General features: G+C 70.6%; 13 protein-coding genes. 11 read left to right on the top strand and 2 right to left on the bottom strand.

Going from position 1 to position 16,549, the window contains the following annotated elements:
• The first annotated feature begins 40 nt into the window (after positions 1–40).
• From RPX00_RS32565 to RPX00_RS32585, 5 genes are all read left to right on the top strand, one after another.
• Entirely contained in the window at positions 41–1,726 is a 1,686-nt protein-coding gene (locus RPX00_RS32565) for an FAD-dependent oxidoreductase (protein ID WP_406631128.1), read from the top strand.
• Positions 1,723–3,285, top strand: a complete 1,563-nt coding sequence (locus tag RPX00_RS32570; RefSeq protein WP_406631130.1) for an FAD-binding oxidoreductase — start codon at positions 1,723–1,725, stop codon at positions 3,283–3,285. The genes RPX00_RS32565 and RPX00_RS32570 overlap by 4 nt, the downstream gene beginning before the upstream one ends.
• 298 nt (positions 3,286–3,583) lie before the next feature.
• Positions 3,584–4,177, top strand: a complete 594-nt coding sequence (locus tag RPX00_RS32575) for a glycerol-3-phosphate responsive antiterminator (protein ID WP_182895052.1) — start codon at positions 3,584–3,586, stop codon at positions 4,175–4,177.
• Complete coding sequence (locus RPX00_RS32580; protein WP_406631132.1) at positions 4,174–4,458, top strand: putative quinol monooxygenase; 285 nt, start codon at positions 4,174–4,176, stop codon at positions 4,456–4,458. Before RPX00_RS32575 ends, RPX00_RS32580 begins: the two co-directional genes overlap by 4 nt.
• Positions 4,458–5,540, top strand: coding sequence for a zinc-binding dehydrogenase (locus RPX00_RS32585; protein WP_406643162.1), 1,083 nt, complete (start codon positions 4,458–4,460; stop codon positions 5,538–5,540). Before RPX00_RS32580 ends, RPX00_RS32585 begins: the two co-directional genes overlap by 1 nt.
• Before the next feature lie 17 nt (positions 5,541–5,557).
• On the opposite strand, the gene RPX00_RS32590 is transcribed toward RPX00_RS32585, so the two are convergent.
• Positions 5,558–6,127 (bottom strand): YbhB/YbcL family Raf kinase inhibitor-like protein, encoded by a 570-nt coding sequence (locus RPX00_RS32590; RefSeq protein ID WP_406631134.1) that lies wholly within the window; start codon positions 6,125–6,127, stop codon positions 5,558–5,560.
• Positions 6,128–6,449: 322 nt separating this feature from the next.
• On the opposite strand from RPX00_RS32590, the gene RPX00_RS32595 reads away from it, so the two are divergent.
• Positions 6,450–7,493 (top strand): FUSC family protein, encoded by a 1,044-nt coding sequence (locus tag RPX00_RS32595; RefSeq protein WP_406631136.1) that lies wholly within the window; start codon positions 6,450–6,452, stop codon positions 7,491–7,493.
• A gap of 292 nt (positions 7,494–7,785) precedes the next feature.
• Here the strand turns inward: RPX00_RS32595 and RPX00_RS32600 are convergent, their stop codons facing one another.
• Positions 7,786–10,059, bottom strand: coding sequence for an FdhF/YdeP family oxidoreductase (locus RPX00_RS32600; protein WP_406631138.1), 2,274 nt, complete (start codon positions 10,057–10,059; stop codon positions 7,786–7,788).
• Between the two features lie 267 nt (positions 10,060–10,326).
• Here RPX00_RS32600 and dnaK point away from each other — a divergent pair, with 267 nt between their 5' ends.
• The 5 genes from dnaK to clpB are packed head-to-tail and all read left to right on the top strand — an operon-like array spanning position 10,327 to position 16,511.
• Positions 10,327–12,198 carry a molecular chaperone DnaK gene (gene dnaK, locus RPX00_RS32605; RefSeq protein WP_406631140.1) on the top strand — a complete coding sequence of 624 codons (1,872 nt, stop codon included), beginning with the start codon at positions 10,327–10,329 and terminating at the stop codon, positions 12,196–12,198.
• Between the two features lie 5 nt (positions 12,199–12,203).
• Positions 12,204–12,671 carry a nucleotide exchange factor GrpE gene (locus RPX00_RS32610; protein WP_406631142.1) on the top strand — a complete coding sequence of 156 codons (468 nt, stop codon included), beginning with the start codon at positions 12,204–12,206 and terminating at the stop codon, positions 12,669–12,671.
• The gene (locus tag RPX00_RS32615) at positions 12,668–13,576 is read left to right on the top strand and encodes a DnaJ C-terminal domain-containing protein (RefSeq protein WP_406643164.1); all 909 of its coding nucleotides are present in this window, start codon (positions 12,668–12,670) and stop codon (positions 13,574–13,576) included. The genes RPX00_RS32610 and RPX00_RS32615 overlap by 4 nt, the downstream gene beginning before the upstream one ends.
• On the top strand, positions 13,573–13,884 hold the full coding sequence (locus tag RPX00_RS32620) for a chaperone modulator CbpM (RefSeq protein ID WP_406631144.1): 312 nt from the start codon (positions 13,573–13,575) through the stop codon (positions 13,882–13,884). The genes RPX00_RS32615 and RPX00_RS32620 overlap by 4 nt, the downstream gene beginning before the upstream one ends.
• Before the next feature lie 2 nt (positions 13,885–13,886).
• Positions 13,887–16,511, top strand: a complete 2,625-nt coding sequence (clpB, locus tag RPX00_RS32625) for an ATP-dependent chaperone ClpB (RefSeq protein ID WP_406631146.1) — start codon at positions 13,887–13,889, stop codon at positions 16,509–16,511.
• The last annotated feature ends 38 nt before the right edge of the window (positions 16,512–16,549 follow it).

The following is a 16,549-nucleotide window of genomic DNA, read 5'->3' on the forward strand; positions in this document are numbered from 1 at the left end:
CAGTGGACGTTTTCAAACTTTTGAGTGGAGAGACAAGCTCATGTTCACACTGCCGTCCCGACGGCCGAACGCCGCCGCCGCGAAGGCGACGCTGTCCGCGCCGTTGCGGCTGGACCGCCGCACCGCGCTGACCGACCTCGAGACCGGCACGTTCGACGTGCTGGTGATCGGCGGCGGGGTCACCGGCGCCTACACCGCGCTGGACGCCGCCTCCCGCGGCCTGAAAGTGGCGCTGGTCGAACGCGACGACTTCGCGTCCGGCACCTCGTCCAAGTCGTCCAAGATGGTGCACGGCGGGCTGCGCTACATCGAACAGGGCAACCTCGACCTGGTCCGGCATTCGCTGCTGGAGCGGCAGCGGTTCCGCCGTAACGCCCCGCATCTGGTGCAGCGGCTGCCTTTCCTGTTCCCGATCCTCGCCAAGGACGGCGTGTTCGACGCCCGCATCGCGAAGGCGTTCGAGAGTCTCTTGTGGACATACGACCTCGCGGGCGGCTGGCGGATCGGCAAGCTGCACCAGCGATTGACCGTGGACGAGGTGCTCGCGCACGCCCCGACGCTGCGCGCGGAGAACCTCAAGGGCGGCCTGATGTACTACGACAGCCGCGCGGACGACGCCCGCCTCACGCTGGCGATCGTGCGCAGCGCGGCACGGCTCGGCGCGGTGGTGGTGAACGGGGCCGAGGTGACCGGCTTGCGTACCGCCGGCGGACGGGTCAACGGCGCGACTGTGCAGGCAGACGGCGAGCAGATCGACGTCCGCGCCCGCGTCGTGGTGAACGCGACCGGCGTGTGGGCGGACCGGGTCGAGGGCATGGCCGACCGCGGGCACCAGCCGCAGGTCCGTCCGGCGAAGGGCGTGCACATCGTGCTGCCGTGGGCGAAGATCCGCAACGACTGCACGGTCACCGTGCCAATCCCGGGCCGCGCGCGGCGGGCCACCTGCACCCGCTGGGGCGACGTCGTCGTGGTCGGCACCACCGACACCGACTACACCGGCTCGACCGACGACGTGCACTGCACCCGCGAGGAGATGGACTTCCTCCTCGAAGGGGCCCAGATCGCCTTCGACACCAAGCTGGACGCCAGCGACGTGCTGGGCAGCTACGCGGGGCTGCGCCCGCTGGTCGGCGGCAAGGAGGGCGCGACGCTGGACATGCGCCGCGACCACCACATCACGGTGTCCGCGGGCATGGTCACGGTGACCGGCGGCAAGCTCACCACGAGCCGGCACATGGGCGAGCTGGTGGTGGACAAGGCGCTCGGCCTGCTGGGCCGGAAAGCCAAGTGCCGCACCAAGAACCTGCCGCTGATCGGCGGCGCCGGATACGACGCGGAGGCGACCGCCGCGACCGGCGGCGTCGCCGCGCACCTCGGCGGCCGCTACGGCACCGAGGCGCGGTTCGTGAGCGCGCTGGTCGACGAGAACCCGGAGCTGGGGGAGCCGCTCATCGACGGGCAGCCGTTCCTCAAGGCCGAGGTCGTGTTCGCGGCCCGTTCGGAGATGGCGCGTTCGGTGGACGACGTGCTGTCGCGGCGGACCCGGCTGCGGCTGTTCGCCCGGGACGCCTCGGTCGAGGCCGCGCCGCTCGTCGGCGAACTGCTCGGCGCGGAACTCGGGCTGAGCCCGGAAACCGTGACCGCGCAAGTGGAGCAATACCGGGCGGACGTCGCCCGGGAGAAGTCGATCCTGTTCGGAGACAACCTGTTGGGAGCCAACGCATGATCAGCCGCCAGACCGTCACGCACCCGTTCAACCGGGGCAACTACGTGGTCGGCGCGCCGACTCCGCCGCGCTGGGGCGCCCGTACCGAGGTGGGCGCGGGCGACGCGTCGCTGCAGACGGCCGCGGTGCCCGTGCCCGCCGAGCTGACCGACGCGCTGCGCGGAATCGCGGACGCGGTGCACACCGAACGCGACGAGGTCGTGCTGCGCACCCGCGACTGGTGGGCCGGCTCGATGATCGGCGAGACCGCGGGCGCCCCGGCGACCCCGGACGCGGTGATCGCCGAGGTCAGCACCGTCGAGCAGATCCAGGCCGCGGTCCGGCTGTGCGGCGAGCACCGGGTGCCGCTGACCGTTTCGGCGGGACGCAGCAACGTCACCGGCGCCGCGCTGCCGGTGTACGGCGGCGTGGTGCTGGACGTGTGCGGGCTCGACCAGATCGTCTCGTTCGACGCCGAATCGCAGATCGTCGAAGTGCAGGCAGGCATGTTCGGCGACCTCTTCGAGAAGGAACTGCAGGAGACGCACGGCGCGACGACCGGCCACTGGCCGTCCGCGTTCGCGATCTCCACCGTCGGCGGCTGGGTGGCCTGCCGCGGCGCGGGCCAGCTGTCCACCCGCTACGGGAAAATCGAGGACATGGTCGTCGGCCTCGACGTCGTTCTCGCCGACGGCACGCTGGCCCGCTTCGGCGACTACCCGCGCGCCGCGACCGGCCCGGACCTGCGGCAGCTGTTCGTCGGCTCGGAGGGCACGCTCGGCGTGATCACCGCGGTCCGGCTGCGCACGCACCCGCTGCCGACGTACGCGAAGGCCATCGCGTACGGCTTCGAGACGTTCGCCGCCGGCCTCGACGCCTGCCGCCGCATCATGCAGCGCGGCGCGACCCCGGCCGCGATGCGGCTGTACGACAAGCACGAGAGCGGCACGCACTTCGGGCAGCCGGACACCAACCTGCTGCTGATCGCCGACGAGGGCGACCCGGTGCTGGTCGACGCCATGATCAAGGTCAGCGCCGAGGAATGCGCCGCGACCGGGTCTGAATTGGACGGTCAGCCGGTGTTCGAGCGCTGGCTGGACGAGCGGATGCTGGTCGGCAAGTCCGCCGACGGCTTCACGCCCGGCCCGGGATTCGTCGCCGACACCCTGGAGATGGCCGGTTCGTGGTCCGCGCTCCCGGCGATCTACGACGAGGTGGTGGCCGCGATCGAGGCGGTGCCGGGCACGCTGGCCGCCTCCGCGCACCAGTCGCACGCCTACACCGACGGCGCGTGCCTGTACTTCTCGCTGCGCGGCGACGTCGAGCCGGAGAAGCGGCGGCACTGGTACCGCTCGGCGTGGGACGCGGCGAACGCGGTGCTGGTCCGGCACGGCGCGGCGCTGAGCCACCACCACGGGTCGGGGCTGCTGCGCGGGCCGTACCTGGCGGACTCGCTCGGGACCGGATTCGGGACGTTCGTCGAGGTCAAGCGCGCTCTGGACCCCGCCGGGCTGCTCAACCCCGGGAAGCTCGGCCTGCCCACCGACCTGGGCCCGAACCCACTGGACTCGGCCCGCTGACCCCGCCTTGAGGCCCGTGAAGGACTCCTTGAGGGAATCAGATTCCCGGAAGGAGTCCTTCACGGACACAGGCGCACCCAACAACCGAGGCACCCAGCCCCCGCCCTGCACCCCGATACGAAGCCTCCCTGCGGTTCGGGGTTGCTTGTCAAGGCATCTTTCCCGCCTTGACAAGCAACCCCGAACCGTCAGCACAATCGGGCTTCGGGGTGCGGGCCTTAACCCGGGACGGGGGTGCGGGCCCCACCCGGTGCGGCGGGACGGGGACAGTCGCAGGAGGCATGAAACGGTGGACGGCATGAACGAGAAGATCACGGCGGCGTTCGAGGACGTCCCGGTGTGCGCGTCGGTCGTCGGCGTCGCGAAGGTGCCGGATTTCGTGGCCGCGGCGTCCCGGGTCGGGATCCTGGCGTCGGTTCCGGTCGGGCAGCTGCCGAAGATCGTGGCGGCGCTGGCCGGGCGGGACAAGCTCGTGTTCGTCAACATCGATTCGTGCCCCGGCCTCGCCACCGACCGGGCGGGCGTCGACTTCCTGCAGGAGATCGGGGCGGCCGGGGTGGTCAGCACCCGGGTCGCGCCGATCGAGCGGGCTCGCGCGCTGTCGATGCTGACGATGCACAAGGTGTTCGTCACCGACCGGTCGAACCTGAACCGGAGCCTGGAGGCGGTCAAGCGCAGCGGGCCGGACCTGGTGGAGCTGATGCCCGCCCCGATCATCCCGTGGATGTCGGCGGCGGCGCGGGAGGTCATGTCGCCGTTCGTCGCGGCCGGTTTCGTCACCGACCGCGACGGGGTGGCGCATTCGTTGGCGATGGGCGCGGCGGCTGCCGCGTCCTCCGATCCGGGACTGTGGTCGCTGACCCGGTCCCGGCTGCGTACAGGAGAAGAATGAGTTTCGTAGTGGTGGCCCGGTATGTGACCGCGGAGCGGGACCGGGTCGTCGGACTGCTCGGCCCGATGGCGGAAGCGTCGCGGCGCGAGCCCGGATGCCTGAGTTACACCGTCCACACGGGAACCGAGGACGGGGTCGTGGTGATCGTCGAGGAGTACGAGAGCGAGGCGGACTTCACCGCGCACTGCGCGTCGGAGCACTTCACCCGGATCGTGCTCGGCGAGGTCGTGCCGCTGCTGTCCGACCGGCAGGTCACTCGCTGCGTCCCGGTCGGTGCGTGATGGAGGTTCGCGGCGCGGTCCTGCGCGAGGTCGGGAAACCGCTGGAGATCGAGACGCTGACGCTGGCCCCGCCCGGACCCGGCGAGCTGCTGGTGCGGGTGCGCGCGGCCGGGCTGTGCCATTCGGACCTGTCGGTGATCGACGGGTCCCGCCCTCGTCCGGTGCCGATGGTGCTCGGCCACGAGGCGGCTGGCGAGGTCGTCGAAGCGGGCCCGGGCAGCGACTTCCAGCCCGGTGAGCACGTCGTCCTGACGTTCGTGCCCTCCTGCGGCGACTGCGCCCCGTGCACGGCGGGCCGTCCCGCGCTGTGCGGCCCGGCCGCGGCGGCCAACCGCGAGGGCACGCTGCTCAGCGGGAACGTCCGGTGGTCGTCGCCGGTCGGGCGGCCGTTGCACCACCTCGGCGTTTCGGCGTTCGCCTCGCACGTGGTCGTGTCCGAGCGTTCGGCGGTGCGGATCGACAAAGCGCTGCCGTTCGAGATCGCGGCGCTGTTCGGCTGCGCGGTGCTGACCGGTGCCGGTGCGGTGTTCAACGCGGCGGACGTGCGTCCCGGCGACAGCGTGGCCGTGTTCGGTCTCGGCGGCGTCGGCCTGTCCGCGCTGCTCGCCGCGAAGGCCGCCGGTGCCAGCACGCTGCTCGCGATCGATCCCGTTGCCAGCAAACGGGAACTGGCGCGTTCGCTAGGCGCCACGGTGCTGACCGGCGACGTCGCGGAGATCCGCGAGCGGACCGGCGGCGGCGTGGACTACGCCGTCGACACCACCGGCGTGGTCGCCGCGCTGAGCCAGGCGTACGAGGCGACCCGGCCGGGCGGGACGACGGTCACCGTGGGCCTGCCGGACCCGTCGGCCGGGCTCACCTTGCCCGCGCAAAGCCTGGTAGCCGAGGAGAAAACCCTGCGGGGCAGCTACCTGGGCTCCTGCGTGCCGCGACGGGACGTGCCCCGGTTCATCGCGCTGTACCAGGCTGGGCTGTTGCCGGTGGAGGCGTTGCTGACGCATTCGATCGCGCTGGAGGAGATCAACGCCGGTTTCGAGCGGTTGCGGGACGGGGGCGCGGTCCGTCAGGTGATCACCTTCTGAGACCGCGCCCGGCCCGGTTAGGAGTCGCCGCGCAGGGAGGCGGTCGAGATGGTGGCCGCGTTGACCGCGTTCTCGGCGGTGCGGGTGGAGGAGCTGGAGCCTAGTTCGGACAGCGTCGCCCGGTTCAGCGCGTGGACGGTCCATTCGTAGGTGTGGTTCGTCGTGCACGGGCCCTGGTAGCCGAAGAAGTTCGCGCTGCCGCGGTAGTAGGCCTGCCGGGAACCGGCCGGAACCGAGGGCTGGTAGGCGTGGTCGACGTTCTGCGGCAGCCCGGCCGCGCCCGCCGGGATGTCGTAGATGACCCAGTGGATGATGCCGTTGTCGAGGTCGTGCATGACGATCGCGAAGCTCTGGGCCGTGCCCGGAGCCCCGGACCACTCGAGCGGCGGGGACTCGTTCTTCTTCTCCGGGTCGCCGTCGCCGCTGCTGGCGCAGTCGTGGGTCTTGGGGATCAGGCCGCCGTCGGCGAACGCGGTGCTGGACAGCGCGAACGCGTCCCGGCCTGCGCTCGCCGACGCGGCGGCGGGGCTGAGGCCGGCGGCGCAGAGGACGAGCAGGGCGAAGAGAGCGATTCTGGTGCGTCTCACTGGAAGCTCCCGGGCTGCTGGTGGTCTCTTGTCCTTTCGAGGGGAGAGTGTGCGCCGGAACCGCCCGGGACCGCCGGGCCAGCGGCAGGGAGTACCACGTTTGCCGTCAAGAGTGACATGCGGCGGCCGTGTTTTCGGTCGGCAGGGTGCGGGAAACGACCGGTACCCTGGACTTGGCCGCCGCTGCGGTCGGGCCCGGCCAGCTCGCCTGATTGGCCTCCCGCGCAGATTTCCTTGTGGCGCGCCACAAATACCGCCATCGCCGCTTTTGGTGCAGGTATCGTCGGACGACTAAGAAATGCGACGATCACCCGGAGGACTGGTGCCGGTGGCGACCTCGGCCGCGCCCGCGCGCTCGTTCGACGGCGATTGGTGGCACGCCAGCCGCGTGGCGGCCGGACTGCTGATCCCCGGCCTGGCGCTGCTCGCGGCGGGCCGTCCCGACTTGATCATTTTCGCCGCGTTCGGCTCGTTCGCCGGGATGTACGGCCGCGCCGAGACGCGGGCGCTCCGCTTCCGGCACCAGCTCCAGGCGGGCGCGGTGCTGCTGAGCGGGGTCGCGCTGGGCGTGCTGCTGTCGGCCTGTCACGCGCCGCCGTGGCTGCTGGTGGTCACTGAAGCCGGGTTCTCGTTCGGCTGCGCGCTGGTGACGAACCGCCTGGACCTGAGCCCGCGCGGCCCGTTCTTCGGCATCTTCGCCCTAGGCGCGATCGCGTTGGTTCCGGCCGGCCGGGTCGAACCGTGGGCGGGAATTGCGTTGTGCGCGGGCACGATCGCCGGATGTGTCCTCATTGGACTAACCGGCCCGGACCGCTCAGCCGCACCGGCGACCGCGACCTGCGCACCGGACTGCGGCCTAGCCTGCGCTCTCGTGCACGCGGCCCGCTACGCGCTGGCGATCGCCGCCGCGGGCGCGGTCGGCTTGCTGCTCGGCGTGGACCACGCGAACTGGGCGATGGCCTCGGCCGCGGTCCCGCTCGCGGCGGCCGACCCGCGCAGCAGGCTGCATCCGGGACTGCGCCGCGTGCTGGACCGCAGCGCGCACCGGGTCGTCGGCACACTGGCCGGGCTGGTCGTCACGGCTCTGCTGCTCCTGCCGGGATTCGCGCCCGAGCCGCTGGCGCTGGCGGTGATCGCGCTGCTGTTCCCGACGGAGCTGTTCATGTCCCGGCACTACGGCGTCGCGCTGGGGTTCTTCACCCCGCTGATCCTGGTGATGACGGAACTGGCCGCCCCCGCCGCCCCGACCACCCTGCTCACGGCGCGGGTGGCGGACACCCTCGTCGGCGTGGCAGCGGGGATCGGGGCGGCGGTGCTGGTGCGCGCCCCGTGCCGGACCGCCGGGACTCAAGCTTCACGTCCGTGAGGGGAACGCCGAGAGACTCAGATGCTTAAGGCGGCTATGGGGGTGCGGTTGAGGTGCGTTTGCCCCGGGGCCAGCGGGGTTCGCCGTCCGTGAAGGACTCCTTGAGGGAATCAGATTCCCTCAAGGAGTCCTTCACGGACTTGCGGAAACAGTGAGACGAGCATCAATCGGGCATTTCACATGGGGTCGCGTCCTGTGTGGACAGTCGACGGGCCGAGGCCGCCCGGCTCAAGTCCTGGCATGGGAATCCAAATCCGTGACGGTTCCCCTCACGGACCGCAAACCCAGGCGGCTACGCGGAGCGCTCCACAGTAACCTTCAAATGCTTCATGATCGGCTGATCGCTCTGCGTGCTGTAGTCGCCGATCGCGCACAGCACGTTCATCTCCGGCATGTACCCCGCCGCACAACCGCGCGGGATGTCGTACGGCACCGCGCGATACCGGTGCAGCGATCGCGTCGTTCCGTCCTTCGCGGTGGCGGTGATGTCGACCTCGTCGAACTCGCCGACACCGCGGTCGCGCATGTCCTCGGCGTTCAGGAACACCAGCGTGCGCAGGTTTTTGATCCCGCGGTACCGGTCGTCGTCCGAGTAGATCGTGGTGTTCCACTGGTCGTGCGAGCGCATCGTGCCCAGCGCGAGCGTGCCGGCGGCGGGGACGACGTCGGGCAGGTCCGCGGTGGAGAACTCGGCCCGCTGGGTCGGCGTGTGGAAGACCCGTTCGCGCGCGGGCTGGTGGATGCGGAAGCCCAATGGCTGCCGGACGCGGGTGTTGAAGTCTTCGAAACCGTCCAGTACCCGCGCCATCGTGTCGCGGATCCGGTCGTAGTCGCCGACGTAGTCCGCCCACGGCGTCGTGCTGCCGGGCAGGGTCGCGCTGGCCATTCCGGCGATGATCGCGGGTTCGGAGCGCAGGTGCGGCGAGGCGGGCTTCTTCATGCCGGTGGACAGGTGGACCATGCTCATCGCGTCCTCGACCGACGTCGCCTGGATCCCGCCCGTCTGGAAGTCCTTTTCGGTGCGGCCGAGGCAGGGCAGGATCAGCGCCTGCTTCCCGTGTTCGAGATGGCTGCGGTTGAGTTTCGTGCTCACCTGCACGGTCAGCTCGCACTTGCGCAGCCCGGCCGCGGTGTAGGGCGTGTCCGGCGCGGCGAGGGCGAAGTTGCCGCCCATGCCGACGAACACGCGCACGTCGCCGCGGTGCATCGCTTCGATGGTGCCGACGGTGTCGAGCCCGTGGTGGCGCGGCGGGTCGATGCCGCACACCTCGGCGAGCTTGTCGAGGAACTCCGGGGCGGGGCGGTGGTCGATGCCGCAGGTGCGGTTGCCCTGCACGTTGCTGTGCCCGCGCACCGGCGACGGACCGGTCCCGGGGCGGCCGATGTTTCCGCGCAGCAGCAACAGGTTCACGATCTCGCGGACGGTGTCGACGCCGTGCTCGTGCTGGGTCACGCCGAGGCACCAGCTGATGATCGACTTCTCGGCCGCGCGGTAGATTTCCGCCGCCGCCCGGATTTCGGCCTCGGTCAGCCCGGATTGCCGTTCCAGCTCGGCCCAGGACGTGGTTTCGCAGACGACGCGGTATTTCTCGAGCCCGGAGGTGTAGGTCTCGAGGAATTCCGCGTTGATCGCGCCCGGGTCGGTTTCCGCCATTTCGAGCAGCGCTTTCGCCATGCCGCGGATCAGCGCCAGGTCGCCGCCGATGCGCGGCTGCAGGTTGAGCGTGGACGTCGGGGTGGCGCGGAAGGTGGCCATCCGGGCGAAGTCGTGCGGGATGATCGTGCGCGTGGCCCCGGCCTCGACCAGCGGGTTGACGTGCACGATCTGCGCGCCGCGCCGGTGCGCCTCGGCGAGCGCGGTGAGCATCCGGGGCGCGTTCGACGCCGCGTTGACGCCCATGACGAACAGCGCGTCCGCCTGCTCCCAGTCGTGGATGTCCGCGGTGCCCTTGCCGGTCCCGATGGCGGCCTGCAGCGCGCGGCCGCTGGCCTCGTGGCACATGTTCGAGCAGTCCGGCAGGTTGTTCGTGCCGAACTCGCGCGCCCACAGCTGGTACAGGAACGTCGCCTCGTTGCCGAGCCGCCCGGACGTGTAGAACGCCGCCTGATCGGGGGAGTCGAGGCCACACAGCGTGGCGCCGACCAGCTCGAACGCCTTGTCCCACGAGATCGGCACGTACCGGTCGGTCTTCTCGTCGTAGCGCAGCGGTTCGGTGAGCCTGCCCTGCGCCTCGAGCGCGGTGTCGCTCCAGCCGTCCAGTTCGGACACGGTGTGCGCGGCGAAGAATTCCGCGCCGACGCGTTTGCGCGTCATCTCCCACGTGACGTGCTTGATGCCGTTTTCGCAAATGTCGAGATGCAGGCCCTTGGTGTCGTCCGGCCACGCGCAGCCCGGGCAGTCGAACCCGCCGTTCTCGTGGTTCATCTTCACGATGGCGCGCGGGCCGGCGAGCAGTTCCCGTTCCCGGACGAGGAACTGGGTCACGCTTTTCGCCGCGCCCCAGCCCGCGGCCGGATGGTGGTAAGGCTTGAACTCCGGCTGGTCCTCGCGCTGCTGCTCGTCCACCGTAACCCTCTCGGCCCGCTGCTGTGCTTCTCTCCCCGATTCAAGCACAACGACCCGGCAAGGGCATCCGGAAGCGGAATGCGAACCGCTCCGTTGTGGGCGGCGACAAACATTTCTGTTCCGCTCCACAATGGCGCAGGAAACAATCGCCGAGAAGATCATCGCGGGTTGACGCTCCCGATTCGCCTGAGTAAACCGGATTGCGAATCGGGCCCCGTTTCCGGGGCCGGAAATCCGCGTCGGCACCTGTGCCGGAAGGAGTGTGCCGTGGCGAAAGCGGTGGGCATCGACCTGGGTACGACCAACTCGGTCATCGCGGTGCTGGAGGGCGGACAGCCCGAGGTGATCGCGAACGCCGACGGGGCGCGGACGACGCCGTCGGTGGTCGCGTACACCGATTCGGGCGAGCGCCTGGTGGGCCAGCTCGCGAGGCGGCAGGCGATCTTGAACCCGAAGGGCACGATCTCGTCGGCGAAGCGGTTCATCGGCCGCCGCTACGACGAGGTGGCCAGCGAGATCGACGCGGTGTCCTACGACGTCGTGCCGGGCCCGGACGACGCGGTGCGGTTCGACGTCCACGGCAAGAAATACGCGCCGGAGGAGGTGTCGGCGCTGGTGCTGCGCAAGCTGGTGGACGACGCGTCGAAGTTCCTCGGCGAGAAGGTCACCGAGGCGGTCATCACCGTCCCGGCGTACTTCAACGACGCGCAGCGGCAGGCGACCAAGGACGCGGGCCGGATCGCCGGGCTGGAGGTGCTGCGGATCGTCAACGAGCCGACCGCGGCCGCGCTGGCCTACGGGCTGGACAAGAAGCAGCACGAGACGGTGCTGGTGTTCGACCTCGGCGGCGGCACGTTCGACGTGAGCGTGCTGGACATCGGCGACGGCGTGGTCGAGGTGCGCTCCACGGCGGGCGACACGCACCTGGGCGGCGACGACTTCGACCGCCGGATCGTCGACTACCTCGCCGACGAGTTCGAGCGGGAGAACGGCATCGACCTGCGCGCGGATCCCCAAGCGCTGCAACGGTTGTTCGAGGCGGCGGCCAAGGCGAAGGAAGAGTTGTCCTCGGTCACCCAGACCACCATCAACCTGCCGTTCGTCACCGCGGACGCCTCGGGCCCGAAGCATCTCAACACCACGCTGATGCGGTCCACCTTCGACCAGCTCACCGCCGGTCTCGTCGAACGCTGCCAGGGCCCGGTGCGGCAGGCGATCGCCGACGCGAAGCTCACCCCGCACGACATCGACGAGGTCATCCTCGTCGGCGGGTCCACGCGCATCCCGGCCGTGCAGGCGCTGGTGCGCAGGCTGGCCGGCGGCAAGGACCCGAACATGACGGTGAACCCGGACGAGGTCGTCGCGCTCGGCGCCGCGGTGCAGGCCGGGATCATCAAGGGCGAGGCGAAGGACGTCCTGCTGCTCGACGTCACCCCGCTTTCGCTGGGCATCGAGACGCTCGGCGGCGTGATGACCAAGGTGATCGAGCGGAACACGACGATCCCGGCCCGGCGCAAGGAAACGTTCAGCACGGCCGAAGACAACCAGTCCGCGGTGGACATCGTGGTGCTGCAAGGCGAACGCGAGCAGGCCGCGGACAACCGGGTGCTCGGCCGGTTCCGGCTGGAGAACATCCGCCCGGCCGCGCGCGGGCTGCCGCAGATCGAGGTCGTCTACGACATCGACGCCAACGGCATCCTGAACGTGTCCGCGCAGGACAAGGAAACCGGCGCGGAGCAGCGGATCACGATCAGCGAAAGCTCCAATTTGGACAGTGCCGAGGTGGACCGGATGGTCGCCGACGCCGAGCGGCACCGCGCCGAGGACAGCCGCCTTCGCGAGCTGGTCGACGCCCGCAACACCCTCGACACGGCGGCCTATCAGGCGGAACGGCGGCTGGCCGAACTCGGCGAGACCGCGGCGGTGCACGACAAGGCCCGCGCCGAGATGCTGATCGGCGACGCCCGCGAGCTGCTGAAGAGCGACGACGTGGCACTCGACCGGCTGCGGTCGCTGACCGCCGAGCTGCAGCAGATCTACCACGGTCTTTCCGCCGCGGCACCGGAATCTCCCACCGGCGGCAGCAGCGGCGGCGGCGATGACGGGGACGTGATCGACGCCGAATTCACCACCTCCTGATCGCCATGACCGAATCCGAACTGCCGGACGGCGAGGTCGCGGAGCTGAAGGCGCGCGTCGCCGAGCTGGAGAACCAGTGGCGCGCCACCGCGGCCGATTTCGACAACTTCCGCAAGCGCACCGCGCGCGACGCCGAGCAGCTCGGCGACCTCGAACGGGCGCGGGTCGCCGGCCAATGGCTGCCGGTGCTGGACAACCTCGACATCGCGCTGGCGCACGCGGACGCCGACCCGGTCTCGCTCGCCGAAGGCCTGCGCGCGGTGCGCGAGCAGGCGGACGCGGTGATGGCCCGGCTCGGGTTCGCGCGCCGCGACGACGAGCCGGGGGTCCCGTTCGACCCGGCCGTGCACGAGGCGGTGAGCACGGTTCCGGGCGGCGATCCGGGCACGGTTGTCCAGGTCGTCCGGCCCGGCTACGGCTCGGGCGAGCGGCAGCTGCGCCCGGCCGCGGTCGTGGTGGCGAGGCGGGGCTGATGGCCGACTTCTACGCGGTGCTGGGTGTGGACCGCACCGCCGACCAGGCGGAAATCCAGCGGGCGTACCGGAAACTCGCCCGGCAATACCATCCGGACATCAACAAGGACCCGGGCGCGGAGGACCGGTTCAAGGAGATCTCCGAGGCCTACGCGGTGCTGTCGGAGCCGGAGACCCGGCGGCGCTACGACGCGTTCGGCCCGGAGTTCCGGCAGGTCCCGCCGGACGTGGACCCCGAGACCTGGGCCAAGGCACAAGGCGCGCCCCGGGCAGGCAGCGCGTACGAGGGCTACTCAAGCTTCGGCACTGAGGACATTGACCTCGACGACCTGCTGGGCGGCCTCTTCGGCGGCCGTGCCCGCCGCCGCGGCCCGGTCCCGGGCGCCGACCAGGAAGCAGAGCTGGAGCTGACCGTCGAGGACGCGCACAGCGGCGGCCGTCGCACGCTGACGCTGCCCGGTTCGCGCACGATCGATGTCAACATCCCGGCGGGCGTGACCGACGGCCAGCGGATCCGCCTCGCCGGACAGGGCGGCCGGGGCACGGACGGCGCTCCGGCCGGCGATCTGTACCTGCTCGTGCACCTCACGCCGCACCCGCGCTATCGCGTGGACGGCCGCGATCTGTCGGTCGACCTGCCGCTGAGCCCGTGGGAAGCGGCGCTGGGCACCACCGTCACGCTCGAAATCCCCGGCGGCGAGGCGAAGTTGAAGGTGCCGCCGGGTACGTCGACCGGACGACGATTGCGCTTGCGCGGCAAGGGTTTGCCGCATCCTCGCGGCACTGCGGGCGATCTCTATGCCGAAGCCCGCGTGGCCGTGCCCGCCGAACTCTCCGCCGAGGAGCGCGAGCTGTTCGAAAAGCTGGCGGCAGTGTCCGATTTCGACCCGAGGAGGCCGGGATGACCTACGCGCTCGTGCGCCTCGACCCCAGCACCGCACACCTCGATCTGCCCACGTTCGCGCACGCGAGCGGCCTGCATCCGGAGCTGGTCCGCCGGTTCGCGGTGCTGGGCCTGCTGGAACCGGTCGCGGACGCGCGCGGCGAATGGTGGTTCCCGGTCGCGCAGGTGTCCGTGGCGGCGCGGATCCAGCGACTGCGGGCCGGGTTCTCGCTGAACTACGCGGCGGTCGGCCTGGTCGCGGACCTGCTGGACCGGATCGCGGACCTCGAAGCGGACCTCCGTACCCGACCACGACGCAGCGGAGACTGACCATGGATCCGAATCGGCTCACCCAGAAGTCCCAGGAAGCGCTGCACGACGCGCAGACCGCCGCGCTGCGGTACGGCCAGCCGGAGGTCGACGGCGAACATCTGCTGCTCGCGTTGCTCGACCAGCCGGACGGGCTCGCGTCCCGGCTCCTCGACGAGGCGGGCGCGGACCCGGCCCGGCTCCGGCAAGAGCTGGAAGCGGAGCTGTCCCGTCGTCCGAAGGTGAGCGGCCCCGGTGCCGCGCCCGGTGAAACCCGGGTGACCGCCCGGCTGGCGCGGGTGCTGGACGCGGCGGACCGCGAGGCGGGGCGGCTGAAGGACGACTACGTGTCCGTCGAGCACCTGGTCGCGGCGTTGCTGGAGGAGGGCAGTTCGAGCGCGGCGGGGCGGTTGCTGCGCGGTGCGGGGCTGACGCGGGACAAGTTCCTGGAGGTGCTGCGGAAGGTGCGGGGGAATCAGCGCGTGACGTCGGCGACGCCGGAATCGGCTTACGAGGCTTTGGAAAAGTACGGCCGCGATCTGGTCGCGGACGCGGCGGCGGGCAAGCTGGACCCGGTGATCGGGCGGGACGCGGAGATCCGCCGGGTGATCCAGATCCTGTCGCGCAAGACGAAGAACAATCCGGTGCTGACCGGTGATCCGGGCGTGGGCAAGACCGCGATCGTGGAGGGGCTGGCGCAGCGCATCGACCGCGGCGACGTGCCGGAGGGGCTCAAGGGCAAGACGGTGTTCTCGCTCGATCTGGGCGCGCTGGTCGCGGGCGCGAAGTACCGGGGCGAGTTCGAGGAGCGCTTCAAGGCGGTGCTGAACGAGGTGAAGGCCGCGGAAGGCCGGATCCTGCTGTTCGTCGACGAGCTGCACACCGTCGTCGGCGCGGGCGCCACCGAGGGTGCGATGGACGCGGGCAACATGCTCAAGCCGATGCTGGCGCGCGGCGAGCTGCATTTGATCGGTGCGACGACGGCGGACGAGTATCGCAAGTACATCGAGAAGGACGCGGCGCTGGAGCGGCGGTTCCAGCCGGTGCTGGTGGACGAGCCGTCGGTCGAAGACGCTGTCTCGATCCTGCGCGGGCTGCGTGAGCGGCTGGAAGTGTTCCACGGCGTGAAGATCCAGGACAGCGCGCTGGTCGCGGCGGTGGTGCTGAGCCATCGCTACATTTCGGACCGGTTCCTGCCGGACAAGGCGATCGACCTGGTGGACGAGGCGTGCGCGATGCTGCGCACGGAGATCGACTCGATGCCCGCCGAACTGGACGAGCTGAGCCGGCGGTTGACCCGTGCGGAGATCGAGGAAGCCGCGCTGGCGAAGGAAACCGACGCGGCGAGCGGCGCTCGGCTGGCGGAGTTGCGGCGGGAGCTGGTCGATCTGCGCGCGGAGGCGGGCGGGATGCGGACGCAGTGGGAGGCCGAACGGTCGGCGTTGCACAAGGTGCAGGCGCTGCGGGAGGAGATCGAGCAGGTCAGCCGGGATGCCGACGCGGCCGAGCGGGCCTACGACTTGAACAAGGCCGCCGAATTGCGCCACGGCAAGCTCCCGGAGCTGGAGCGTCGCCTGGAAGGCGAGGAGGAACTGCTCGCGACGCGGCAGGCGGGCACGCGGTTGCTGCGCGAGGTGGTGACGGAGGAGGAGATCGCGGCGGTCGTGGCGCGGTGGACGGGGATTCCGGTCAGCCGGTTGCAGGAGGGCGAGCGGTCGAAGCTGCTGCGCCTGGACGAGCTGCTGCACGAGCGGGTGATCGGCCAGGACGAGGCGGTGCAGCTGGTCGCCGACGCGATCATCCGCGCGCGGTCCCGGATCAAGGACCCGCGTCGCCCGATCGGGTCTTTTCTGTTCCTCGGCCCGACCGGCGTCGGCAAGACGGAACTGGCGAAGGCGCTCGCGGCGGATCTGTTCGACACCGAGGACAACATCGTCCGGATCGACATGAGCGAGTACCAGGAGCGGCACACGGTGTCGCGGCTGGTCGGCGCTCCGCCCGGGTACGTCGGCTACGACGAGGGCGGGCAGCTGACCGAGGCCGTGCGGCGCAAGCCGTATTCGGTGGTGCTGTTCGACGAGATCGAGAAGGCGCACGCGGACGTGTTCAACACGCTGCTGCAGGTGCTCGACGACGGCAGGCTGACCGACGCGCAAGGCCGCACCGTCGACTTCCGCAACACCGTCATCATCATGACCTCCAACATCGGCGCGCAGTTCCTGATGGACGGCGTGACCTCGGACGGAGAGATCAAGGCCGACGCGCGCGAAGCGGTGACCGCCGCGCTGCGCGGGCACTTCCGGCCGGAATTCCTCAACCGGATCGACGACATCGTGCTCTTCAAACCGCTCACCGAACCCGAGATCGAGCGGATCGTCGGGCTGATGCTGGCCGGTCTGCGCGAGCGGATGGCCGAGCAGCAGCTGACGCTGTCCGTGTCGCCCGAAGCGGTGGCCTTCATCGCCGAACAGGGCTACGACCCGGTGTACGGGGCGCGGCCGCTGCGCCGGTTCCTCTCCCGCGAGGTCGAGACCCGGATCGGGCGGGCGCTGCTCGGCGGCGAGGCGGGCGACGGGGCCGAGATCGACGTGCGGCTCGAAGACGGCGCGCTCGCCGTGACGTGTCGTCAACCCGGGGAAACCGCGTGAACGGAGGTAGCATCCCGAGCGTCGCCGATCGGGAGGAC

This window comes from Amycolatopsis sp. WGS_07, from assembly GCF_045278895.1.
Taxonomy (GTDB): Bacteria; Actinomycetota; Actinomycetes; order Mycobacteriales; family Pseudonocardiaceae; genus Amycolatopsis.